Consider the following 22,493-nt stretch of genomic DNA (forward strand, 5'->3'; position numbering starts at 1 on the left):
ACATTGCTTATAAGTAGGTGAGTGGCAGGCCCTCAGACGTACCTCCTGCGACCCTCGATCTCCTCTATCTTTCTCATCACACCCTGTGCATCTCCACCGGCCTTCCGGTATCCCTCCATGAACATGGAGAAGAGGCTCTGGTGCTCCGGGTGCTGGCTCCTCAGGCACTCGTAGAGCAGGAATACGTCCGTGGCGGTATCCTCCGCCCCAGCCGCCAGGCTCCCCATGCTCGGGTCTATCAGCCACACCTGTCCCTCAGCACCGACCAGGACGTTGTTGGTGGTCAGGTCCCCGTGGCTGACACCCAGGGAGTGCATCCTTGCCACCAGCGAACCCAGGGCCTCCATCACAGCGCTCCCTTCGTGGGCCATTAGGTACTCCCTCAGGGTCACTGCGTGGAGCCTCTCCATGGTCAGCGAGAGGGCCTCCATGTCCACATCGTATAGAACTGGCACGGGCAGTCCGTTCTCCATGAGTCGGAGGAGTATAGAGGCCTCGTTCCTTGTCCTCTCCCTCCTGAGCGCTGTGTCAAGGCCAGCTTCCCTGTACCCCTTCGGGAGCCTCCTCTTCGTTATGGCTTCCCTTGAGAAGAAGCGCAACACTTCGATCCTTGACTCCGCGCCCACCATGGAGAAGCCGCTGCCCTGCACCTCCGCCACCCAGGGTGCTGGTACCGAGTCGATCCTCTGCCTCTGCTGTATGCCAGTCTCCTCCAGTCTCTGCCTGATGCCAGACGTGAACATGAGGAGGCCAGCCTGTGCTATCATCGCCCCGTTGTCCATGCAGTATTTCGGGTCCGTCATGTAGGCCCTCACGCCCGCATCCCTGGCCATGGAGGAGACCATTTCCCTCAGCCTGGAGTTCAGGGCCACACCACCTGCTAGCAGTATCTCCTCCTTGTCAAGGACGTACAGGGCCCTCTCCAGTACCTCAACGAGCATAGAGAAGGCGGTCTCCTGTATGCTGAACGCTATGTCCTCCCTCCTCTCCCCTTTCCTGATGTGCCTCAGGGTGGCAGTGTACATTCCGGAGAACGAGGTGTCCATCCCCTTGACAGAATACGGAAGATGGAGCAGTTTCCTTCCATCCCTGGCGAGCCTTTCTATTTCAGGTCCCCCCGGGAAAGGTATGCCCATGTCCCTGGCCACCTTGTCCAGGAGGTTGCCCACCCCGATGTCCATGGTCTCACCGAAGACTCTGTACCTCCCGTACCTGTGGGCTATCACCTGGGTGTTGCCGCCAGAGACGTAGAGCATCACCGGGTCAGATGCCCCTGACAGCTTGCGGCCGATCTCTATGTGCCCAAGCGGGTGGTTCACGCCGAGGAGAGGTAACCTGTACTTGAGTGCCAGTGCCCTGGCTGCAGTTGATACCACCCTTAGGCAGGGGCCAAGGCCCGGGCCCTGGGAAAAGGCCACGAGGTCTATGTCATTCATGGTCAGTGAAGCCGCACTGAGTGCCTCTTTAACCACCCTGGTGACGTTCTCGAAGTGGTGTATTGATGCTTCCCTCGGGTGTATGCCTCCCCTCTCGGGCCTGTAGGTCGAGGAGACGTTGGAAAGGACGCGTTCTCCATCAACGATGCCAGCGCTCACCGTGTGTGCAGTCCCCTCTATGCCCAGCACTCTCATTTCCCCGAAGCATGTCAACCACATTTTTATCCGTTTCATCATACTGCCAGCCATGCGCATCAGGTTCGTCACCAGCAACCAGTGGAAGTTCAACGAGATCTCAGAGGCATGCAGGCGTAAGGGCATCGAGGTCGAATGGGTGAGGATGAAGTACGAGGAGATACAGGCAGACGACACCGAGGAGATAGCGAGAACAAGCTGTGAGAGGGTCTCCGCCCAGCTGGGAAGCGGCTTTTTCCTGGAGGACACAGGGCTATACGTTGGGGCCCTGGGCGGCTTCCCTGGCCCCTACTCCTCATACGTATCTAAGACCATAGGCAATGCAGGGCTCCTGAAGCTGCTTGAGGGAAAGGAGAGGGGCGCGTACTTCCTCACCGTGATAGCCTACTTCGACGGTACCGTGGTGAGGACATTCAGGGGCATTCTGGAGGGGACGATCGCCGATGCTCCGCGTGGGAGCAACGGCTTCGGCTTCGACCCTGTGTTCATACCCTCTGGGCACAGTAGGACACTGGCAGAGATGTCCACTTCAGAGAAGAACATGATATCACACCGTTCGTCTGCACTGTCCAGGTTCCTTGAATACCTTGCAGGTAGGGGCAACGGGAAGGCCGTGCATGGACAGTAAACGGTCAAGGTCAATCGAAAAACTGTGGCGGTGGGCTGAAATGCTGTACCGCATTGATTTTGTGGGCCGGCATAATGAGGCAGTTCCAGTGCGGGAAAACTGTGCCCTTCCCCTGCCCTGGCCTGTGGGCCTGGCATGACGGGCAATACTCTTATCCATTGAGTGTGGTCGAGCCATCTCCCTCCTGAGGTGTGGCGCCATAACGGTTCTCAGGTTAAGATCCGCCCTGTTAGTGCACGGAGACAGGGCGATTGGGTGGACGGGGCATACGGTACAGGTGGTGTAGTGGCACCCGCAGGGCCATGGCCCTGCAGAGACTAAAATAGCTCATTTTTATAAGATGGAATTCCATTAAGTCGGTGGATGACATCGAAGATTAGGGAATACCAGTTCCAGATCTACCTCGCACTCGGCGTCCTCGGGCTCATACTTTTCATAATCTCCTCAAACGATATCCTCTTCAGGAGCCCGTACCTGGACTCCGTATCCCTGAGCTACATTGGGAACTGGGACTACTGGGTGTTCGCAGTGGGCATTATCATGGCATGTGTCTTCCTGTACCTGACCTACAAGGTCGCCAGAGATACCCGCTGGTTCCAGGAGATACTCAGCGGGAACAGCAAATCCCTGTTCGTGAAGAACCTGAAGGAGCTCGAGAGAATATCCAGGTACCTGGGCCCGAGGTTTGAGGACGAGCTGAACCTGGCAAAGGAGAGGTGGAAGGTGAGGTGAGCTAATCACCTATTATCTCATGCACGAACTGCGGGAGAAGGAAGCAACCCCTCATTATATCACCGTTGAAATACCTGCCCACGCGGACGCCCTTCGGAGACGAGAACTCGGCATCGCTCCCCATGGTGAAGGACCAGAACCCGCTTGGGTATGTGGGTATGAAGGCCGTATAAACCCTGACGTTCCTGAACACTGACCGCATACCCCTGTAGGCCATCTCCAGGGCCCTTGGCTGGTAGAATGGAGACCCGGACTGCGTGACCGCAATGCCTCCTGGTCTCAGGGCTTCCTTCAGGTTCCTGTAGAATTCCTCCTGGAAAAGGCCCTCTGCAGGCCCCACCGGATCGGTTGAATCGACTATCGCGAGGTCGTACTGTGCCTTCTTCCCCCTTAAGAACTTCACGCCGTCGCCGATGACCAGGTTAACGCCAGGCTTCGAGAAGGAGCCTGCAAGGTCCGGAAAGAACCTCCTTGAGACCTCAACAACCTGGTTGTCTATCTCCACGTTGTCTATCCTCTCAACACCCAGCGAGAGGAGCTGGCCTGCGGCCCCTCCGTCCCCGCCACCTATGATGAGGGCACTCCTCACCGGTATGCTTGAAGAATAGAAAGGAACGTGGGTTATCATCTCGTGGTAGACGAACTCGTCCCTCTCGGTCAGCTGCACGGTACCGTCTATGGAGAGGAGCTTGCCGAAGTCATAGGTATCGAAGACATCTATCCGCTGGAAGTCCGTCCTCACGGAAAGCAGCTGGTCCTTTATCCTGAACGAGAGCTGCAGGTTATCAGAATAGCGTTCCGAGAACCAGTTCTCAATCATCTTCATTGGCCCTTGGATTGAGAATGCATATTTAACCTAACCTTCCTGGATGCGGGGCAGGAGACAGGCCAACCTTTCATGCTGCCCGGCCGCTGGAGCAGGCGTTCAAGATGTCACCTGTCAACGGGCAGGTTGCCCGGTATGGGAGTCAGCTTGTAGACCCAGTTGTCAAGCCTCAGAGAGAGATCTACGTCTGAAAACCTGCCATTTTACTATATTCGTAGCATTTTAATTTAACATGCATTAATTTTATTATAATTTCTGAATACCCCAAGACCCTTACTTTTTCGCATCTTATTAAATCACCGACACAAATATTTTAATATTGGAATGTACATTATACACTGGAGGTAACCGAGATGGTCGGAATTAGCGAACTGTCGAAGACCGTTGCCAAGAAGACCAACACAACGCAGAAAGTGGCAAGGAATGTAATCAAGACATTTCTTGACACAGTGATAGCAGAGGCCGACAGGGGCCAGAAGATAAACCTTGCTGGCTTTGGCATTTTTGAAAGAAAGAAGCAGAAGGCAAGGACAGCCAGGAACCCGCAGACAAAGGCCATGATCAGGGTTCCCGAGAAGAACAAGTTCGTCTTCAGGGCTTCCAGCAAGGTAAAGTACAAGTGAGCGGGGCTCACTTGGTCAACATCTTTTTTCTCTCTTTCGCGGAATAACCTGTGAGGTCCTCAATGAGCGCGTTGTATATCTTGACCGTCTTCTCAGGTTCCCTGTAACCCGTGTCTGTTTCCGTTGTAACGAAGATCTTTTTGCCTTCGGCATATATCTCTATTCGCTTTAGGCCTGGGACGGACATGAAGATGTGCCCATCCCGTGCATTGGCCTCCGGGTCGTAAGTCCTGCACTTGGAGAGCAGGGTTTCCAGGTCTGTCTTGAAGTTCCTCTTAACAGGATAGTCCCTGACCATGCCTCATGCCACCTGCTTCTTCGTCACGGATTTCTTCTGCATGTGCCTGGAGTAGCTCCTCATGAATATTATGTTCATGTACTGCGCATCGTGCTCCAGGAGCGGGGAGAAAGAGATCACAGTCATGTCGTCATCGTAGTTCATCATAGCCTCCGCCAGCGTCTCAAACTTCAGGTCACCGTGCTTTATTGCCGTGATCTTTTTCTCGTTCCCATCTGCGTATTCCACACCTGCGAATTCGGTGTATAGGTCTCCCTTCTTGTACCTGCTGAACTCCTCCATCACCTTCTCGAAGTCGCTGACCTCTAGGAGGGATCCGTTGCCCAGGGAGTGGACATGCGGGAAGTTGAGTATCGGCTCGATGTCAGGTATCTTCTTGGCCAGGGATATGACTTCCTGCTCCGTGCCGAATATCTCGGTCTTCCCTGAGGTCTCTACGCCCAGGTACGGGTATCCCCTCTCGGTTGAGAACTGCGAGGTTATCCTTGTGTAGACCTCCATGGCCTTCTTCAGGCTCTCCTTCTTACCACCCCTGTAGAAGCCTGTGTGCGTGATCACTCGCTTGGCCTCCATGGCCTTGCCTATAATCAGGGACCACCTCAGGTGTGTGTAAGATTTGTCGCCTATCTCCTCGTCATTCAGAAGGTCCATGTAGTAAGGCGCGTGTATGGACAGGAGGACGTCAAGTTCCTTTGCCAGCTCTCCGCCATCGTGGAGTTCGTCATAGTTCCTGGCAAGGTTCCAGAAGAGTTCCTCAACTATGTCGCCCTCCTCTATCACTGTGTCCACACCGATGCCCTTGTATATGCCGTCCTCGTCCTGCCTCAGGACGTCCACGATTATGCAGTCCTCAACGTCCCTAGGCCTCATGCCGGAGTATTCCTCTGCGGGGACAGACTGGACGTTGACCCTTAAAAGCTGGACCTCCAGGGCATTGAGGCCCAGGTTATGCGTGTCCTCAACCGAGTCTATGAAAGTCCTTCCCTTACTGGTCAGCGGGATCCCAGCCAGACCGAACCTGAACATGAAGATGCAGCATAGAAATACACTACCGATTATTTAACATCTATGCCGGGTGTTGTGATCTTCCGGGGGCTTCCGCATCAACCGGCTGAAGTGCCCCGGTATGCGCAATGGAGATCCAGCCATACCATGGAGTCCATGCCCCTGATCGGTATGGGCGATGACATCCAAACCTGCCGGTGAGCAGCAGTGGACTATCCGGGTTATGTGGTGCAGCCTGCATGGGACGCAAGGAGTGGAAAGGATCACTCCGGATCCACCCGGATCACCCGGGGCAGAGGCCCAAGGTGCTCTGATCGTATATCGCTGCATTGACTTGACCGTTTTATCCGGAAATCTTTGCCCTCAGGGTTAAGATTAAATACAGTTTAGGAATACAAAAGCCAGATGGTGATAGATAAGAGAAATGTGAATTTCTCGTTATCCCACATCAGAGGTACTCAAGGTGATGATTGTGAATGTAGATCCAAATATAACGAAATACCTGATCAAGGCAAAGATATCTACAGATGGGGTGGTTGAGAAACCCGATGTCGTCGGAGCTATTTTTGGTCAGACGGAAGGGTTGCTCGGAGACGAGCTTGATCTCAGGGATCTCCAGAAGAGCGGCAAGATCGGTAGGATAGAGGTCGAGATAGACAGCAAGAAGGGGAGGACAGAGGGATACGTCCTGATCCCTTCCGGGCTCGACCAGGTTGAGACCTCGATCCTGGCAGCGGCCCTGGAGACAATAGACAGGATAGGTCCTTGCAAGGCCAAGGTAGAGGTTGAGAGCATTGAGGACGTCAGGGTACAGAAGAGGCAGAGGATCATAGAAAGGGCAGAGGAACTCTACAAGAAGATGAGCGAAAACGGCAAGAGTGTCAGCGAGAGCATAATAAGTTCAGTCCGCGAAGAGGTGGAGAAGGGAGAGATCATAAGCTACGGTGAGGAGAAGCTCCCGGCTGGCCCGGCGATAAAGGACTCCGATTCAATAATAGTGGTGGAGGGCAGGAGCGATGTGCTTAACCTCCTGCGCTACGGTATAAAGAACACCATAGCCGTGCAGGGCACCAACATACCGAAGACCGTCCAGAAACTCTCCAAGGAGAGGACAGTTACGGTTTTCCTTGACGGTGACAGGGGTGGTGACCTCATCCTGAAGGAGATGCTCCAGGTGGCAGAGGTGGACTTCGTTGCCAGGGCACCGCCAGGGATGGAGGTTGAGGAACTCACATACAAGCAGATAGTGAAGGCCCTCAGGTACAAGACGCCTGTGGAGCAGTACCTGGCCATGCGCGGCATGACTGAGGAACTGAAGGAACTGACCGAGAGGAACAATGCGGAGAAGAACGGCAAGAAGAAGGCGCAGGAGAGCGTCAGTGAGCCCGCTGTTATCGTCCCGCAGACAGGTGACAGGGCCCAGGCGGCGAAGGTCGTCACCGCGGAGGAACACGCGGAGGAGCAGAAGGAGGAGAAGGACGGGGAGCAGCAGGGCGGCCAGGTGGCGGAAGCTGTACAGGAGGAGAAGGTCAACCTTGCGGACCCCAGGTCTGTGGAAAGAAGGGGCCAGGTACTGAACCAGGAGAAGACCATGGAACTCTATGATGAGGCAGGTAACGTTATAGCCTCGCTCCCACTTGCAGAGGCCGTGGAGAGGATGGCGGACATCAGCAAGGCCAGCACCATAATAACAGGAGGGGTCATATCACAGAGGCTCATAGACGTGGCATACAAGATGGGTGTGAGGAACATCTACGGTGCGAGGCTGGGGCATATAACTAAAAAGCCCCTGGACATAAGGGTAGTAGCATGGGATCACCATACGTGAATTTTGATTACGAGAACTTTCAGGACACATCTTACGTGCCGATACCGCAGAACCCCCTGGACAGGGTGATCGGCCAGGACGAGGCCGTGAAGATGGCCCTGATCGCCGCAAAGCAGAGGAGGCACCTGCTGCTTGTTGGCCCTCCAGGGGTGGGGAAGTCCATGATCGCGCAGGCCATGTCCTTCTACATCCCAAGGCCGCAGCAGGAGATCAGGGTTGTCCATAACCCCCAGTACCCGGAAAGGCCATTTGTGGAGATAAAGAGCCTGGCGGAGATCATAGAGGAGAAGAAGGAGATGAGCTCCGTTGAGGGGGAAGTGGTGGACCCGAGGCAGGTGCCCTCGAGCGTTGCTGAGCGGCTGGGCTACAGGTGCCCCAGGTGTGGTTTCTACTCCCTGCCTAGCGATGTGACTTGCCCGAACTGCGGACAGCCAAAGGTCACCATATCGGCGCAGGGGCCATTCGGTGACGTGTTCAACGTGATCGGTGCCGCGTTCGGTGTCCAGAACAGCCAGGAGAGGGTCACCTCCACACGGAGGGTAGGGGACAGGGAAGAAGTTATCGTTTACGAGAGGTACGGGGACAAGATAAGGATACTGGACGAGAAGACCCTGGAGAGGAGGAGGAAGCTGGACAAGAGGAGCCCAAGCAAGGTCATAGTCCCCATAGACAGGAACCCATTCGTACTTGCCACAGGGGCAAGCGAAACAGAGCTCCTGGGGGATGTGAGGCACGACCCCTATGGCGGGCACCCGCAGCTGGGCACCCTGCCCTATGAGAGGGTCATTGCCGGTGCGGTGCACGAGGCCCATGAGGGCGTACTGTTCATAGACGAGATAACACACCTTGGAAACCTACAGAGGTTCATACTCACTGCCATGCAGGAGCGCCACTTCCCCATAACAGGGAGGAACCCGCAGAGCGCGGGTGCCAGCGTCAGGGTGGACAAGGTACCGACTGACTTCATACTGGTTGCAGCCTGCAACATTCAGGACCTTCAGTATATACTTAGTCCGCTGCGCTCCAGGATAGTGGGGAGCGGTTACGAGATACTCATGGAGGTGGCGATGCCGGATACACCGGCCAACAGGGTCAAGTACATACAGTTCATCGCACAGGAGATCAACTCCGACGGGAAGATACCGCATATGACCATGGACGCCTGCAAGCTCATAATCGAGGAGGGCAGGAGGAGGGCGAAGGAGATAGACAGGAAGGACAACGCGCTCACACTCCGCCTCAGGGAGCTTGGTGGCCTCATAAGGGCAGCGGGTGACATTGCGGTCTCGAAGGAGAAGAATCTTATCGAGCCGGAGGACGTGAAGGAGGCACTCAGCGTCTACAGGCCAGTGGAGGAGAAGATAAAGAAGTACTACGGCAACATGGGGGCGGCGGTCTCCAGCGAGAGCACAATAGCGCAGCGCGGGGAGGAATACTACTTCTCCTACCACAACTACAGGGAAGACCGCTCTTACCAGTGAGCGGTGCATATTTTTTAATATCTCCGGTACGCTTTAAGCGGCGCGATGAGGATATCCTATACAGTTTCAATGGAAAAGCCACAGACGCACTTCTTCAGGGTCAGGATAGATGTGAGGGAGGTCAGCGATGACCACCTCGACTTCACCATGCCGGTCTGGGCCCCTGGGTCCTACCTTGTCAGAGACTTTTCCAGGCACGTCAGGTCATTCAGGGCGGTTTCAACCAGCGACGGCAGGAGCCTCGAGGTCCAGAGGCTTGATAAGTCCACATGGAGGGTGCGCACCGGCATGTCCAGGGAGGTGAGCGTGGAGTACGAAGTTTACGCGAACGAGTTCACGGTGGATACGAGCCACCTTGATGCGTCCCACGGGTACTTCAACGGCACCAGCGTCCTCATGTACATTGAGGGCTACAAGGACCAGAGCTGCGAACTCGTCATAGTGCCATACGGGGACTGGACGGTGAGCACCTCACTCGAGAGGATAGGGGAGAACAGGTTCAGGGCGCCCAGCTACGATATCCTCGCAGATTCGCCGGTTGAGATCGGGAAGCACAGGGTGCTGAGCTTCACCGTGCAGGGGAAGCCCCACGAGATAGTCATATACGGCCACGGGAATGAGGACGAGAAGAGGCTGGTTGAGGACATAGGGAAGATCGTGGAGGCGTTCGCCAGCATGTTCGGCCAGCTGCCCTACAGGAAGTATACGTTCATATTCCACCTCGTTTCTCCAGAGGTCGGCAGCGGTGGCCTTGAGCACCTGAGTTCGACGACCATTGACATCGACATGTTCACCTTCAGGCCCAGGGAGAAGTACATCAGGTTCCTATCGGTGGTGGCGCACGAGTTCTTCCACCTCTGGAACGTGAAGAGGATCAGGCCGTCGGAACTGGGGCCCTTCAACTACAAGCAGGAGAACTACACTAACTTCCTCTGGATCGCGGAGGGCTTCACCAACTACTACTCCTATGTGGCCCTCTACAGGGCGGGGATAATAAGCGAGAAGGAGTACTTCGAGCACATCATGGAGAGCATAAGGATCCATGAACTCCTCCCAGGCTCCAGGAGGGTTTCTGCATACGAATCTTCCTTCGATGCCTGGATCAAGCTCTACAAGCCCACACCGAACAACTACAACAGTTACATATCCTACTACCTGAAGGGGGAGATCCTGGGCCTCATACTGAGCATATGGATTGCTGACGTGACCAACGGCCAGAAGTCACTGGACGACCTCTTCAGGCAGCTGTTCGAGAAGTACAAGAAGGACGGCAAGGGCTATGGGGAGAAGGAGATACTGAACACGATACAGGACGTCACAAACCACGACTTCACGGATTTCTTCAGGAGGTACGCCAGTAACCCCGGGCCAATAGACTTCGATTCTGAACTGGCCAAGATAGGCGTCAGGATAATTAGGAAGTACGAGAAACTCGGTGGAACAGATGAGGTGGAGAGGGGCTACCTGGGCCTGGTAGTGAGGGACGCCGGAGGGAAGTACATAGTTGACGGGGTGCTGGAGGGTACGCCTGCATATGAGGCAGGCATAAACGAAGGCGACGAACTGGTTGCCATAAACGGCTACAGGTTCACGGATCGGCTCCTCAGGCCGTTGAGGAAGGAGAACGGCAAACTGAAGACGGATTACCTCGTTGACACCAGGCCCGGTGAGACCGTGAGCGTGAGCGTCTTCAGGAGGGACACACTCCTGACCATTGATGTCACAGCGGCAACAGCCCCTCACGACACCTTCGAGCCAGAAATAAGTGATGACAGGAGCTCAAGGCAGTACACGTTGAGGAACAAGGTGCTCAGGGGCTGAGGCCCCTTACCACAGGAGAACCCCCAGCCCGGCTTCTCCGACCATTCTGGCCGGTCGACGGAAGCCGTCCCTTACTCAAACTTAATTAACGTGTCTGGAATATTTATCCGTACCCGGAGGAAAGACCCGATGCTGCTAATACTGGAGGAATACTTCAAGAACTATCCCATAAAGAGGAGGATAGTTGAGGGTCTGTACAACCTCGGGATCTCGGTGGTGGACGGCAGGTTCTACCTGGGTGGCATGGAGATCTCCATCTCTGAAATTGCAAAGGCATTCAGGGTCAACAGGAGGACGGTCTATGACACGCTCAGGTTCATAGAGGCCACGCCGCAGGTGAAGGCGGTGATGGAGAAGATCAAGCCCAGCGTGGACATATGCGATGTGGTGCCCCTCATGGGACACCAGGTCATAACAATAAGGACCACCATGGGCTATTTCTCGCGGACTCTGGCCGCAGTCGGTGAGATCGTCTCAAGGTACGGGTGCTACATCAGGGAGTTCACGGCAAAGAACTACGGGTCGAACGACACGTTCATAAGGATCATCTTTTTCAGGCCGATACCGGAGAGGGTCATAAATGACCTCTCCGCCATAGACGGGGTGAGGAGGGTAGAGATCGCGTCACCCGAGCCGCTGGATGGCAAACTCCTCTGCGACATATGCGAGGTAAAGGTGTGCCCCAACAAGCTGTCGAGCGGCCTAAAGGAAATAGAGGAGTGACTGGAGCAACCTTTAAATACAACCTTTTATACTTGACTCTGTGGAAGACCCCCGGAAGGAAATACTCAGGAGAGTTATTACGTTCCTAAGAGGTAGGGGTTTTGCCGTATCAGACCCGGAGCTCGGAGGTCTCGTGGCATTCGACATAGTTGCCAGGAGAGAGGATGAGAGGTACATACTCAAGATCCTGTTCAACATAGACACCTTCAGGGCCAGCAGCGCCATAGAGCTCATCAGGGTGTCCAAGATCACGGAATCTGTGCCTGTCGTACTGGGGGAAAGGACAGGCAACGGCCCGCTTGAGAGGGGGGTGGTCTATTACAGGCACACGCTCCCGATAATGAACCTGGACACGTTCCAGGATTATGTGGATGGTGAGAGGCCTTACATATTCTCAGGCCCCGGTGGGTACTATGTGTCCATCGACGGGCAGAGGATGAAGGAGGTCAGGGAGAGGCTCAGGTACTCCATAGGATACATATCCAACAAGATAGGCGTTTCCAGGAGATCGGTATCACTGTACGAGAACGGCAACGCAGCCACAATAGAGATCTTCAGGAAGATCGAGGAGGTCCTGAAGGAGGACCTGAAGAGGAGGATCGACCTCAGGGAGGCCATGGAGGGGGTGAGCATACCTGATCCCGAGGCGCCGGAGGACGAGCTCGTGGGAGAGGTCATAGAGATCCTCTCCATGATGGGCCTTCACTCCGAGGTGGTCAAGAGGTCTCCCTTCGATGCCATATCCCTGGAGACCTACAGCAGGATGCTCTTCCTGGGCGTGGTGGAGGACATGTCAAGGGCGGCCAGGGCGGCTGCAATAAAGAGCATATGCGACGTCCTGCTTCAGACACCACTGGTTGTCAGCGAGAGGGACACGGACAAGGAGACGATCGGTGGGTGCCCGGTAATACCGGTCGGCCTCCTCAGGGCTACCAGGGACCAGGACGACCTGATAAGGACAATAGAGAAGAGGGCGGCGGGGCACAGCTGATCCGATGAAGAAGTCATACCTCGACGGAAACGGGAACACTGTCATCCTCGGTGCAATCAAGGGCCTTGTCTCAGATGGCAACGAGGTAAGAGATGCCCTGCGTGATTTCAGGCCGGAAACTGTTGCAGCGACCATATCACCGGAGGAGGCCGAGGGGCTCCTGAAGTTTCTTGACAGCCCATTTGAGGTCTCCATATCAGACTACGAGACGATATACGGCGTCAACCTGTCAAGGTTCGGCGAGGTGATGGTGCCGCCGCCCATGTTCATAGAGGCAGCGAGGTACTGCAAGGAGAACGGTGTGCCCCTGGTGGGCCTTGACATGGACGACGAGCACTACAACGAGGCCTACAGGAGGAGCGTGGGCACCATGGCGCTGGTGAGGCACTCACTGCGCAAAAACAGGGTGGCCAGGAAGGTCTTCACGTCCTCCAGTGCAGAGGAATTCGTGGATGAGTGGAAGAGGGAGATGTGGAAGGTGAAGGGCTTCAGGGTCCTGGACATGCTCAGGCAGGATGAGGTTGTGAGGAATATCAGGAGGCTCATGGGTGAGGGCAGGAGGCTGGCCGTTGTCTGCGAGCTCGAAATGTACAGTGATGTGCTCTCATCCATCGCCGGAAAATCCAGTGAATAGGATGTAGACCTCGCTGCTCTCCGCCCTAGATGCCCTAGGCTTCACTACCCTGGAATCCCGGAACCTGCCACTGTGCTTCCTTATGAAAGACTGCGTCATATCGCCCTGGAACTGCTTCACAAGGACACTGCCTCCCCTGGAAAGGAACTCCCCTGCGTAAGACATTGCAGCCTCGCAGAGGAGGTACGAGGACGCGTGGTCCCTGTTCCTGTCTCCGCTCGTGTGTACCATGGCGTCAGAGACTATTGAGCCTGCGTGAGCCAGGCTGAGCCTGGACATCTCTTCCCTCAGCCTCTCCCTTGTCTCCCTCCTCGTCATGTCGCCCCTTATCTGGACGACGCCCTCCCTTTCCCTGGAGGCCACTAAGTCTATGGAGAAGACAGGGTGGCAGCCGAGCTGGAGAAGGACCTCGGTCCACCCCCCAGGGCTGGCCCCAAACTCAATGACCGCAGTGCCAGGGGAGAGGAACCTGTACCTCTCCTGTATCTCCAGCAGCTTGAAGGCCGCCCTGCTGCTGTACTCATATTCCCTGGCGAGCCTAGAATAGAGATCCTTCCTCCTCTCCTCCGGCCTCATTCCTCGCCTATGAACTTCCTGTACTCGGATGCACTCATACCCTGCGGCTTGAACCCCTTTTCGAGGCGCATCTTCACCAGCCAGTTTGCATAACTGTCCTTGTTCAGCAGCTCTGGGCTCTTGCCCAAGCTCTCGTTGACCTCTATGATTTCGCCCGTCACAGGTGAGAACACATCCTCCGCTGATTTCACTGATTCTACTGTCAGGAGCACATCACCCTGCCTCTTCCTCTCCCCCTTCTTGGGGAGATCGACATAGACGACGTCTGTCAGCTGCTGCTGGGCATAGTCAGTAATGCCCACGGTCACAGTGTCCCCATCCACAGAGAACCACTCGTGTGTCTTCGTGTAAAGGAGGTTTTCTGGAACCTTGCTAGCCATGCTTACACGTAATGCTGGAAATTATAATACCCTTGGCTTCCTGCAACACGGTTGCCTGGAGTGCATTACCGTCCTCCACTGTCCATTGTTAAGGTTGTCTCTGCCGCTGAACTGTCGTGAGTGCTGCCGGAGCGGGGCCTACCTCCCACGGTGCGGCCAGGGGTGTGGCGCCTGTTCACCCACAACGGCCCGGGGGCCGTATGCTCCCCGCCACTGTCACTGTTATTTAGGACTTGAGGCATGACCATGCCATGCGCGCCTTCCTGGCAGTGCCCGTGAGCAGGGGCAGCGATACCGAAAGGGTGGAGCGTATGATCACGGCAATCCCCGGCCTGAGGCCGGTGAGGACGCCCGAGCTGCACGTTACCCTGAAGTTCCTGGGCGAGATAGGAGATGGGGAGGCAAGACGCATCTCCAGGGGCCTCTCAGCACTGAGGTTCCAGAGGTTCAGCTTCAGGATAGAGGGTGTCTCTGCCTTTCCGGCACCCGCAAGGGCAAGGGTGGTGTACCTGTCAGTGTCACCAGAGGGTTTCAGGCACCTCTATTCCGAGGTGATGGGGCTGCTCAACCTGGGCGTTGAGGCTGATTTCGTGCCCCACATAACCGTGGCGAGGCTAAAGAGCCCCATGGACCTGCGACAGTATGCCGTCAGGCTTGACGGAAACACTGAGAGGTTTGCTGAGAAGGTGTGCCTCTACAGGAGTGACCTCAGGCCGGATGGCCCGGTATACACAGCGATATCGTGCGCTCAGCTGATGTAGTTTGTCTTGTCGCCCTCTTCCCTCTCTGGCTTTGACTTTGCACTGACCAGCTGGTCCTCACTGAACTCTATCGCGATCAGATTCGACACAGGTATGAGCCTGATGAAGCTGCGCCCGTCCTGCTGCGTGACCCTGAAGCAGACCGCCCCCTCCTCGCCGAAGATCGTGTAGCCAACGTACTCGCCCTCAGTCTTCATGGGCTCATCGGTCCCGCTGTTTGATAAAACCGTGTACCTGCCACCTTTCTTAATCTCGATCATGTCCATACCAATCATTCCCAGTATGCTCTTCAAATCTATTTTCGTATCCACCACTTCATACGGCCCTGGGCCGCAGTGAGATGGCCATGGGCATGCCTAAAATAAACTTTCAGGTGCTCCACACAACCTGATAGGGCAAGGTGCCACTGTTTTTAGGGGAGCTAGAGATCAGGGATCATGCCCCTGGTCCAGTGCAGCCCCCTGAGGCTTGGTAGGTTCACCCTCCGGGAGAGGTGCATTCCAGTCATCTCAATAGGCAGGGAGGAGGATATCGCAAAGGTCGATCCGTCCAGGCAAATAGCTGAGCTGAGGGCTGACCTCATGGGCGTTGAGAGGGCCATTGGTGCACTCGAGAGGCTCGCTGCAGGCGGGGCCACAGCGATCTTCACGTTCCGCTCCAGGGACGCTGCGGCAGCTTCCGCTGCATACTCCAGGGCCACAGATGCGGGTGCCGCCTGTGTCGACATAGACGCTGCCCTGTTGGGCAGTGTCAGCTCCGACCTAGGCGGTGCCAGGGTGATAGTGTCCATGCATATGTTTGAGGGCGATGGCATTGGCAACTCGCTCGATGAGATTGGCTCCATCCCCGCAGACATCTACAAGGTGGCGGCAAATTATAACACCAGGATGGCCTTCTACAGAGACCTGTCAATGTGCGCATGGTTCAAGAGAGAGGTGAAGAAGCCAATGATTTTCGCTCCCATGGGCCAAGAAGCGCAGGACTTCAGGCTCATGTCGGCCCTGGTGGTCTCAGACCTCATGTACTGCTCTGCCGGCGCGCCCACGGCACCCGGGCAGACAGGTTGCCAAGAGTTTGGAGAGTACCTATCGTCGCTGGAAACTGCTGCCGGCCTGCGTCAGTGGAGTGACGATATGATCGAGTAGAGGCCCGAGGTTATGAACTCTATCGCTATGCTCGCAAGCAGAAGGCCCATTATCCTGGATATAAGCAGTGAGCCCGTCCTGCCAAGCCTGTTGAACAGGGGCACCGAGAACCTCAGGATGAAGTAGGCAAGGAGTATCACAATTATCCCTGCAACCACAACCAGAAGCCTCTCAACAACTGTTGCGCCGGGTGCGTTGAAGTATATTATGCCTGTGGTTATGGTGCCTGGGCCTGCAAGCAGTGGGGTGCCTATTGGCACTATGCCTATTGCCTCCCTCTCGAGGGTCTCCTGCTCCTCCTGCTGCGTGAGCTTCGTGTTGGACGTCCTGCCCTGCAGCATGTCAAACGCTACCTTGAAGAGGAGCACGCCACCAGCCACCTTGAAGTCGGAGATGTCGATGCCAAGCACCAGGAAGATGTAGACACCAACGAACATGAAGCCGAAGAGCATGCCTGCGGCCACCATGACGCTTCTCCTGATCACTCTCCCGATCTCATCCTGACTGTAGCCCTGGGTCAGTGCCACCAGTGTAGGCACGGCCCCTATCGGGTTCATTATTGCAAAGAGTGCGACGAGCACTGTTACGAAGAACACAGAGAGGAGCATTAGTCCGCTCAAACAGCTTCTTTGTATTAAATGTATCCGGGCACCACATCCTGGCTCTGGAAATACTGATCCTTTCAGGCGGAGTTGAACGACCCTTACCATAAAGCCATCGACGGCCCTTGCCTGCCATTAGAGAGGAAACGTATGTCCCTGGCCTGTGCGGGGTTGGGCCTGCAGTTCGTGATACTCCACCTATGCCTTACCACTGGTCTCACGGGCCAATAGGGCGCCCTGCCTGTATATCTCCTGTACCGTTTCTGACAGGCCCAGCCACAACAAGAGCCATGCTGTGAAATGGCATGTACCCTGCCTGGCAATATTTCTATAAGGGGCAGGCATCACCCGGCGTGGTAAATGCAGACTTCCTCAGGAGGCTCCTTGTTGTCGGGGAGAGGAGTGTCCTGGAGGAAATGACAGAGTACATCCCGCTGAGCAAGGAGGCCAGCGAGTGCATACGCACCATGCTCTCAAAGAGGGAGCAGGACCTGAAGCCTGAGAACGAGAGGGTGCGTGCACTTGAGAGGCAGGCTGACGAGATCTCCATGAAGATAAAGCACGAGATAACGAGCGGGGCAATAAGCTCAAACGTGATGGACAACCTGATAGAGCTTGTTGAGAAGTGCGATGACCTCCTTGACCAGTCATACTACATAAGCAGGGAGATAAAGAGGATGGGTCCCAGGCTGAAGGTGCAGAACGATGCCTCCAGGAACGCTGTTGATCACGCGTACACTGTCTTTGCAAACATGATCGAGATACACCTCAGGGCCCTCGACCATGTAAGGATCGCCTTCACTGGGAGGCAGATAGCCGAGGTGCAGGCGGCCAGGCATGAGATCGAGAAACTGGAAGAACAGGTTGACGAGATGAAGGACAACCTCATAGACAGCCTCTATGAGATGTCCCAGTATGTGTCCTACATAGTGTTCCTGCACCTCACAGAGCTGACGCACAAGATCGATGACCTTCTGGACGACTGCGAGGATATTGCAGACCTTGTCCAGACCGTGCGGCTCTCTGTGACGAAGTGAGCCGCGCAGCCTGGAGGGGGAGCTTGAATCCAGAGTACTTCGCATTCGGTATCGTGGTATCTTCCATCCTCACGGCCCTGGTGGCCGGGAACAACCTCTCGGCATCTGTGGGGACGCTGATAGGCTCCAGGATCGTGAGCAGAAACGCTGGCACACTGATAGGCGCTGCGGGCTTTGCCATCGGCCTCCTGATTCAGGGCCACAGCCTGAGCCGTGCGGCGGCAGAACTCTTCCCTGAGGGCCAGTCATACCGCCTCCTGGCTATGCTGATATCCCTGGCCATCTTCCTCGTTGCCAGCCTCACGAGGTCACCGCTCTCCCTGACCATGGCCATGGTCGGTGTCTCCATAGGTCTCTCACTCAGGTTCGGCGAGGCCTCAGCCCTCAGTTCCGTCAGGCCGGTTGTCCTGATGTGGGCCGTTGCGCCGCTTGTCTCTGTGGCTGGTGCTGTGGCCCTTAACAGGCTCGTGTCTGGCATAACTTACAGGGACGAGTGGGCCGCGGCTGCTGTCATCAAGACGCTGCTGATCATCTCGTCGTTCCTCACTGCAATAACCCTGGGAGCGAACACCCTCGGCTTCATAGAGTCCATGGCTGGTTTTAGCACAGCAACGACTGCGGCTATGGTTCTGTCCATATTCACCGGTTGCTTCTTCCTGAGCAGGGGAGTCATCAAGAGGGTGGGGGAGGAGATCTACAGGATGCGGTACACAAACGCTTTCATCTCGCTTATCGTCTCTGCCGCCCTGGTCGAGACCGCTACGCTCTTCGGCATACCCCTGTCAAACACGCAGACGCTCACATCGAGCGTTCTTGGCACCGCCCTGTCATACAGGTACAAGGCCGTGTACGTGAGACCATTCCTCATAGTCATAGCCACATGGGTCCTTTCGCCGGTCACAGGCATGGCACTGGGCTACCTGTTATGAAGGTGTATGCCATGTTATTACTGCAGATAATTTAAAGGCGCGCATATCAAAGGGGTTATATGCAGGCACACATGGTGTCCATGATGCTGGAGCAGAGGGAGATGCCACCCTCAGCTAAACTGGTGCTCAGGGTGCTCAGGGAACTGAAGATCGCCACGGTGAAGAGGCTCGAGGAGGAGACCGGCCTGTCAAGGAGGACTCTGATGTACGCAATCAAGGTGCTCAAGGAGGCCGGGCTCATAGAGACACAGATATGCCTTACCGACACAAGGAAGAGGTTCTACTGCATAAGGCTCGGCTCCCCGGAAACGTGACATGGTGCGGGCATTCCCTTGTGCATTCCTGCTTCGCTCTAGATATCTAGGAGGCTATGTCCAGGCCCGCTGGTATGCCGCGTCCTGCGTGAGTATAACTAATTAGTGGTCTGTGCAAGGCGTGCACAGTTAGAAACGTTATTCTCTATAGCGACTATCAGGTTATAGGTGGTTTAAAGATGCCAGTATATCTTGGACAGAAGGCTCCGGATTTCACCGTGAACACCACACAGGGCCCACTTACCTTCTCTGACCTGAAGGGGCAGTGGGTGCTGCTGTTCTCACACCCGGCTGACTTCACGCCTGTCTGCACAACAGAGTTCATGGCCTTTGCGGAAAAGTACGACGAGTTCCAGAAGCTGGGCGTCAAGCTCATCGGTCTCAGCGTTGACAGCATATACAGCCACATCCAGTGGCTCAGGGACATCAAGGAGAAGTTCGGCGTGGAGATACCGTTCCCTGTTATCGCGGACATAGACAAGGAAGTCGCACGTGCCTACAACCTCATAGACGAGAAGGCCGGAACTACGGTCAGGGGAGTGTTCATAATAGACCCGAACCAGATCGTGAGGTGGATGATCTATTACCCGGCTGAGATAGGCAGGAACATAAACGAGATCCTGAGGGTGGTGAAGGCACTGAAGTTCAACTGGGAGAGGAAGCTCGCCACACCGGCCAACTGGGAGCCTGGCCAGAAAGGCGTGGCATCCGCACCATCGACGTTCCAGGACAGCCTTAAAAACGAGAAGGAACCCGGCGCCAGGACGTGGTACCTCAGACTGGTGGACTGAATTGACAGCCGGCGAGAGGCTGAAACAGATACAGGGACTCTTTGAAGACCTGGGCGGGAAGTACCCTGATGTGCTGCAGAAGTTCATGGAGTTCAACCAGGCTGCAGTGGAGCCAGGCGCCATTGACCAGAAGACGAAGGAAGTCATAGCAGTGGCAGTGTCGGTGGCATCTCAGTGCCAGTGGTGCATCACATACCACGCGAGGCAGGCACTGGAGCTTGGGGCCACAGAGAACGAGCTGATCGAGGCTGGCCTGGTTGCTGTCTCGATTTCCGGCGGTTCTGCGGCGATGCACATGATACCGCTCAGGGAAGCCATTAGGGAGTTCAAGAAATAACCTCTTTTTTACTCCCTGATGAACTCCCTGAAGCCCTGAACGAATTTTTCAGTATCCTCTATTGTGTGTGCGAAGCTGACGAAGCAGGTCTCGAACTGGCTAGGTGGCACGTATATCCCCTTCACCAGCATGTGCCTGAAGAAGCGCATATATGTCCCACGGTCCGCGGACATGGCGTCCCGGTAGTTCTTCACGCTCTCCTTCCCGAAGAATATCTGGAACATTGGGCCCACCTGGTTCACTGTGGCCACCTTTCCTGAGCCCTCTATCTCCTCCCTTATGGCAACGGCCATGTCCTTCACAAGCCTGTTGAGGGTGCCGTAGTCGCTGTTTGCCAGCTTCTCCATGGTGGCAAGGCCGAAGAGCATGGATATGCGATTGGCCGAAAATGTGCCTGACTGGTACACAGGGCCAGAGGGCGTGACCCTCTCCATGACCTCCTTCCTGCCACCGAACAGGCCGATGGGCGCACCTCCGCCGATGATCTTGCCCATTGTCGTCAGGTCGGGCCTGATGCCTATGACGTTCTGGTAAGCTGAGAACTCAACCCTGTATCCAGTTATCACCTCGTCGAATATGAGTAGAGAGCCGTGTTCCGATGTCACCTTCCTCAGGTACTCCAGGAACCCCGGCTCCGGCGGTATGAGGCCCACGTTCCCGAAGACCGGCTCAGTGATCACCGCGGCGATCTCGCTGCCGAGCCTATCGAATATTGCCTCCACGCTTGCTATGTCATTGTAAGAGGCCACTGCCACCGTGGCGGAGACCTCCTCGGGCACGCCAGGGGTTGAGGGTGTGCCAAAGGTGAGTGAGCCGCTGCCCGAGCGGATCAGAGAGTAGTCATGGGCACCGTGGAAGCCCCCCTCCATCTTCACTATGACCTTCCTGCCAGTGTAAGCCCGTGCCAGCCTAATGGCGTGCATTGTGGCCTCGGTGCCGCTGTTCACGAACCTCATCTTCTCCACCCACGGTGAGCTTTCCCTGATCATCTCGCCCAGGGATACCTCCTCCGCGTTCGGGGCCCCGGGGAACCAGCCTTCCCTCAGGCCCTCCTGCACCCTGGCGAGCACGTCAGGGTCACCGTAGCCCAGGATCATGGGGCCGTATCCCAGAACGTAGTCTGTATATGTGTTCCCGTCCACGTCCCTGACCCTCTGCCCGCTCGCTCCCGCAATGAACAGCGGGTGTGGGTCGAAGTACCTTACCGGGGAGTTCACACCACCCGGGAAGAGGCTATCTGCCCGCCTGAACAGGCTCTCCGATTTCGCCGTGTTCTCCATCAAAAGACCTCCTCTCCAGTGCCGTCCTGAGAGATGCGAGGACGTCTCCGTCCCTACCCTCCCTGAGTGCCTCTATGACCGGCCTCAGTGCCTTCGATGTTATGGCCCTTGTCATGGACTCCAGGGCAGAGTCTATGGAGGACCCACCCGATACCTCCTTCAGGAACCTTGAGACCTCGCTGCGCCGCACCTCCTCGGCGTACCTGAACATGGATGATATTACCTCGTCCACCTGGTACCTGTTAAGTTCAACCATGAACCTCTGAACTGCTTCCTCGACCATGGCTTCCGCCCTTGCAACGTCCCGGGCCTTTGAGGCTCTCATTTCCAGGGCGTGCTGGGCCAGGTCTGGCATGTATCTGCACCTGCCCATGCCGTCGTCCACCACAGCGGCAGGGTTGGATATGTCCACAATCACCTTAGAGGCCCTCAGTGCCTCCATTGATGAAGGGTCGATCTTACCTTCATCTGGCCTCAGCGCAGCCACAGCGGCCGAAAAGCTGCGCCTGAGTGAGGCCACCTGGCCTGCGCTGCATGCAGTGACGTCCGTGAAGCCTAAAGACATGAGGACATTGTAGACGGAGCTGGCTGCCCTGCCAGACCCGATGACCAGAACAGGCAGGCCCGTTGAGCCGAGCTCACTGGCCACCACGTCGGCCGCAATGTCGAACACAGAGGACTTTCCGGATGATATGCCGGTCTCGGTCCTCACCCTCTTGCCCAGGGAGATGGCGCGCATGCAGAGGGTGGATAAAATGCCCCTGACCTGGCCCCTCCTTACCTGCTCTTCATACTCGTGCCTCAGCTGCCCCAGTACCTCGTTCTCGCCCACAGACATGGACTCCAGGCCGGCTGCGATCCTGAACACCCTCCTCACAACATCCTCGCCCTCAACGTGCCTGAAGCCATCCAGCGCAAGCGGCCTTTCGGAGACGTAAATCATCTCAATCCTGTTGCATGTGTAGAGGAGCATGTAGTTGTCTGAAACCGACCCCATCTTTTCCCTGAAGTAATCTGTACCCCTTTCAGCGGCCCGATACAGCTCTTCCCACCCGGTCCTGTAGTCCACGTAGGTGTCGTGAAGCTCACTCATGGAACCGCTTCCAGTTCCGTTATCTCA

Annotated in this window: 26 protein-coding genes; 16 read left to right on the forward strand and 10 right to left on the reverse strand. The window is 55.9% G+C overall.

All coding sequences use genetic code 11. The features are described from left to right. Positions 1-32 precede the first annotated feature (32 nt). Positions 33-1,631, reverse strand: coding sequence for a bifunctional N(6)-L-threonylcarbamoyladenine synthase/serine/threonine protein kinase (locus IEW66_RS00930; protein WP_188679532.1), 1,599 nt, complete (start codon positions 1,629-1,631; stop codon positions 33-35). A gap of 52 nt (positions 1,632-1,683) precedes the next feature. Here IEW66_RS00930 and IEW66_RS00935 point away from each other — a divergent pair, with 52 nt between their 5' ends. After that, entirely contained in the window at positions 1,684-2,259 is a 576-nt protein-coding gene (locus IEW66_RS00935; RefSeq protein ID WP_188679534.1) for an XTP/dITP diphosphatase, read from the forward strand. A gap of 363 nt (positions 2,260-2,622) precedes the next feature. Continuing rightward, a complete protein-coding gene (locus IEW66_RS00940; protein WP_075057237.1) occupies positions 2,623-2,991 on the forward strand; it encodes a DUF3198 domain-containing protein in 369 nt (122 codons plus the stop codon). Between the two features lies 1 nt (position 2,992). Here the strand turns inward: IEW66_RS00940 and speE are convergent, their stop codons facing one another. Continuing rightward, positions 2,993-3,817, reverse strand: coding sequence for a polyamine aminopropyltransferase (gene speE / locus IEW66_RS00945; RefSeq protein WP_188679536.1), 825 nt, complete (start codon positions 3,815-3,817; stop codon positions 2,993-2,995). Between the two features lie 353 nt (positions 3,818-4,170). Between speE and IEW66_RS00950 the strand changes: the two genes are divergently transcribed. After that, a complete protein-coding gene (locus tag IEW66_RS00950) occupies positions 4,171-4,440 on the forward strand; it encodes an HU family DNA-binding protein (protein WP_188679538.1) in 270 nt (89 codons plus the stop codon). 7 nt (positions 4,441-4,447) lie between these two features. On the opposite strand, the gene IEW66_RS00955 is transcribed toward IEW66_RS00950, so the two are convergent. Continuing rightward, positions 4,448-4,738 (reverse strand): DUF5611 family protein, encoded by a 291-nt coding sequence (locus IEW66_RS00955; protein ID WP_075057236.1) that lies wholly within the window; start codon positions 4,736-4,738, stop codon positions 4,448-4,450. 3 nt (positions 4,739-4,741) lie between these two features. Next, positions 4,742-5,764: a TIM barrel protein gene (locus tag IEW66_RS00960; RefSeq protein ID WP_188679540.1), complete on the reverse strand. Its 1,023-nt coding sequence runs from the start codon at positions 5,762-5,764 to the stop codon at positions 4,742-4,744. Between the two features lie 451 nt (positions 5,765-6,215). Here IEW66_RS00960 and dnaG point away from each other — a divergent pair, with 451 nt between their 5' ends. The 6 genes from dnaG (at position 6,216) to IEW66_RS00990 (ending at position 13,221) form a co-directional block, all read left to right on the forward strand. Further along, the gene (dnaG, locus tag IEW66_RS00965) at positions 6,216-7,571 is read left to right on the forward strand and encodes a DNA primase DnaG (protein WP_188679542.1); all 1,356 of its coding nucleotides are present in this window, start codon (positions 6,216-6,218) and stop codon (positions 7,569-7,571) included. Next, complete coding sequence (locus IEW66_RS00970; RefSeq protein WP_188679545.1) at positions 7,553-9,052, forward strand: ATP-binding protein; 1,500 nt, start codon at positions 7,553-7,555, stop codon at positions 9,050-9,052. The genes dnaG and IEW66_RS00970 overlap by 19 nt, the downstream gene beginning before the upstream one ends. A gap of 45 nt (positions 9,053-9,097) precedes the next feature. After that, positions 9,098-10,873: a M61 family metallopeptidase gene (locus tag IEW66_RS00975; RefSeq protein ID WP_188679547.1), complete on the forward strand. Its 1,776-nt coding sequence runs from the start codon at positions 9,098-9,100 to the stop codon at positions 10,871-10,873. A gap of 129 nt (positions 10,874-11,002) precedes the next feature. Further along, entirely contained in the window at positions 11,003-11,596 is a 594-nt protein-coding gene (locus tag IEW66_RS00980; RefSeq protein ID WP_188679549.1) for a regulator, read from the forward strand. A 40-nt stretch (positions 11,597-11,636) separates the two neighbouring features. Next, positions 11,637-12,587: a transcriptional regulator gene (locus IEW66_RS00985; RefSeq protein WP_188679551.1), complete on the forward strand. Its 951-nt coding sequence runs from the start codon at positions 11,637-11,639 to the stop codon at positions 12,585-12,587. A gap of 4 nt (positions 12,588-12,591) precedes the next feature. Then, positions 12,592-13,221 carry a hypothetical protein gene (locus IEW66_RS00990; RefSeq protein WP_188679553.1) on the forward strand — a complete coding sequence of 210 codons (630 nt, stop codon included), beginning with the start codon at positions 12,592-12,594 and terminating at the stop codon, positions 13,219-13,221. On the opposite strand, the gene IEW66_RS00995 is transcribed toward IEW66_RS00990, so the two are convergent. Both IEW66_RS00995 and gcvH read right to left on the reverse strand, forming a co-directional pair. Beyond that, complete coding sequence (locus IEW66_RS00995; protein ID WP_188679554.1) at positions 13,192-13,797, reverse strand: SAM-dependent methyltransferase; 606 nt, start codon at positions 13,795-13,797, stop codon at positions 13,192-13,194. The two genes, IEW66_RS00990 and IEW66_RS00995, sit on opposite strands and share 30 nt — an antisense overlap. Next, the gene (gene gcvH / locus IEW66_RS01000) at positions 13,794-14,177 is read right to left on the reverse strand and encodes a glycine cleavage system protein GcvH (RefSeq protein ID WP_188679556.1); all 384 of its coding nucleotides are present in this window, start codon (positions 14,175-14,177) and stop codon (positions 13,794-13,796) included. Before gcvH ends, IEW66_RS00995 begins: the two co-directional genes overlap by 4 nt. A 251-nt stretch (positions 14,178-14,428) precedes the next feature. Between gcvH and thpR the strand changes: the two genes are divergently transcribed. Beyond that, complete coding sequence (thpR, locus tag IEW66_RS01005) at positions 14,429-14,938, forward strand: RNA 2',3'-cyclic phosphodiesterase (RefSeq protein WP_188679559.1); 510 nt, start codon at positions 14,429-14,431, stop codon at positions 14,936-14,938. Here the strand turns inward: thpR and IEW66_RS01010 are convergent. Next, positions 14,926-15,204 carry a hypothetical protein gene (locus IEW66_RS01010; RefSeq protein WP_188679561.1) on the reverse strand — a complete coding sequence of 93 codons (279 nt, stop codon included), beginning with the start codon at positions 15,202-15,204 and terminating at the stop codon, positions 14,926-14,928. The two genes, thpR and IEW66_RS01010, sit on opposite strands and share 13 nt — an antisense overlap. 171 nt (positions 15,205-15,375) lie before the next feature. Between IEW66_RS01010 and IEW66_RS01015 the strand changes: the two genes are divergently transcribed. Further along, positions 15,376-16,083, forward strand: a complete 708-nt coding sequence (locus IEW66_RS01015) for a type I 3-dehydroquinate dehydratase (RefSeq protein ID WP_188679563.1) — start codon at positions 15,376-15,378, stop codon at positions 16,081-16,083. Here the strand turns inward: IEW66_RS01015 and IEW66_RS01020 are convergent. Next, positions 16,056-16,691 carry a MarC family protein gene (locus IEW66_RS01020; protein WP_188679565.1) on the reverse strand — a complete coding sequence of 212 codons (636 nt, stop codon included), beginning with the start codon at positions 16,689-16,691 and terminating at the stop codon, positions 16,056-16,058. The two genes, IEW66_RS01015 and IEW66_RS01020, sit on opposite strands and share 28 nt — an antisense overlap. A 347-nt stretch (positions 16,692-17,038) precedes the next feature. Here IEW66_RS01020 and IEW66_RS01025 point away from each other — a divergent pair, with 347 nt between their 5' ends. The 5 genes from IEW66_RS01025 to IEW66_RS01045 all read left to right on the forward strand — a co-directional run bounded on the left by IEW66_RS01025 (position 17,039) and on the right by IEW66_RS01045 (position 20,093). Further along, the gene (locus IEW66_RS01025; protein WP_188679567.1) at positions 17,039-17,722 is read left to right on the forward strand and encodes a DUF47 domain-containing protein; all 684 of its coding nucleotides are present in this window, start codon (positions 17,039-17,041) and stop codon (positions 17,720-17,722) included. Between the two features lie 23 nt (positions 17,723-17,745). Further along, a complete protein-coding gene (locus IEW66_RS01030; protein ID WP_229657404.1) occupies positions 17,746-18,651 on the forward strand; it encodes an inorganic phosphate transporter in 906 nt (301 codons plus the stop codon). Positions 18,652-18,710: 59 nt separating this feature from the next. Next, positions 18,711-18,965, forward strand: a complete 255-nt coding sequence (locus tag IEW66_RS01035; protein WP_229657405.1) for a MarR family transcriptional regulator — start codon at positions 18,711-18,713, stop codon at positions 18,963-18,965. A gap of 179 nt (positions 18,966-19,144) precedes the next feature. Beyond that, positions 19,145-19,756, forward strand: coding sequence for a peroxiredoxin (locus tag IEW66_RS01040; protein WP_188679569.1), 612 nt, complete (start codon positions 19,145-19,147; stop codon positions 19,754-19,756). A gap of 1 nt (position 19,757) precedes the next feature. Continuing rightward, a complete protein-coding gene (locus IEW66_RS01045) occupies positions 19,758-20,093 on the forward strand; it encodes a carboxymuconolactone decarboxylase family protein (RefSeq protein WP_188679571.1) in 336 nt (111 codons plus the stop codon). Positions 20,094-20,101: 8 nt separating this feature from the next. Here IEW66_RS01045 and IEW66_RS01050 read toward each other — a convergent pair whose 3' ends face one another. Together IEW66_RS01050 and IEW66_RS01055 are read right to left on the reverse strand one after the other, a co-directional pair. Beyond that, on the reverse strand, positions 20,102-21,373 hold the full coding sequence (locus IEW66_RS01050; RefSeq protein ID WP_188679574.1) for an aspartate aminotransferase family protein: 1,272 nt from the start codon (positions 21,371-21,373) through the stop codon (positions 20,102-20,104). Next, positions 21,327-22,466, reverse strand: a complete 1,140-nt coding sequence (locus IEW66_RS01055; RefSeq protein ID WP_188679576.1) for a glutamyl-tRNA reductase — start codon at positions 22,464-22,466, stop codon at positions 21,327-21,329. Before IEW66_RS01055 ends, IEW66_RS01050 begins: the two co-directional genes overlap by 47 nt. Positions 22,467-22,493: the final 27 nt, after the last annotated feature.

Source organism: Thermogymnomonas acidicola, from assembly GCF_014646795.1.
Lineage (GTDB): Archaea > Thermoplasmatota > Thermoplasmata > Thermoplasmatales > Thermoplasmataceae > Thermogymnomonas > Thermogymnomonas acidicola.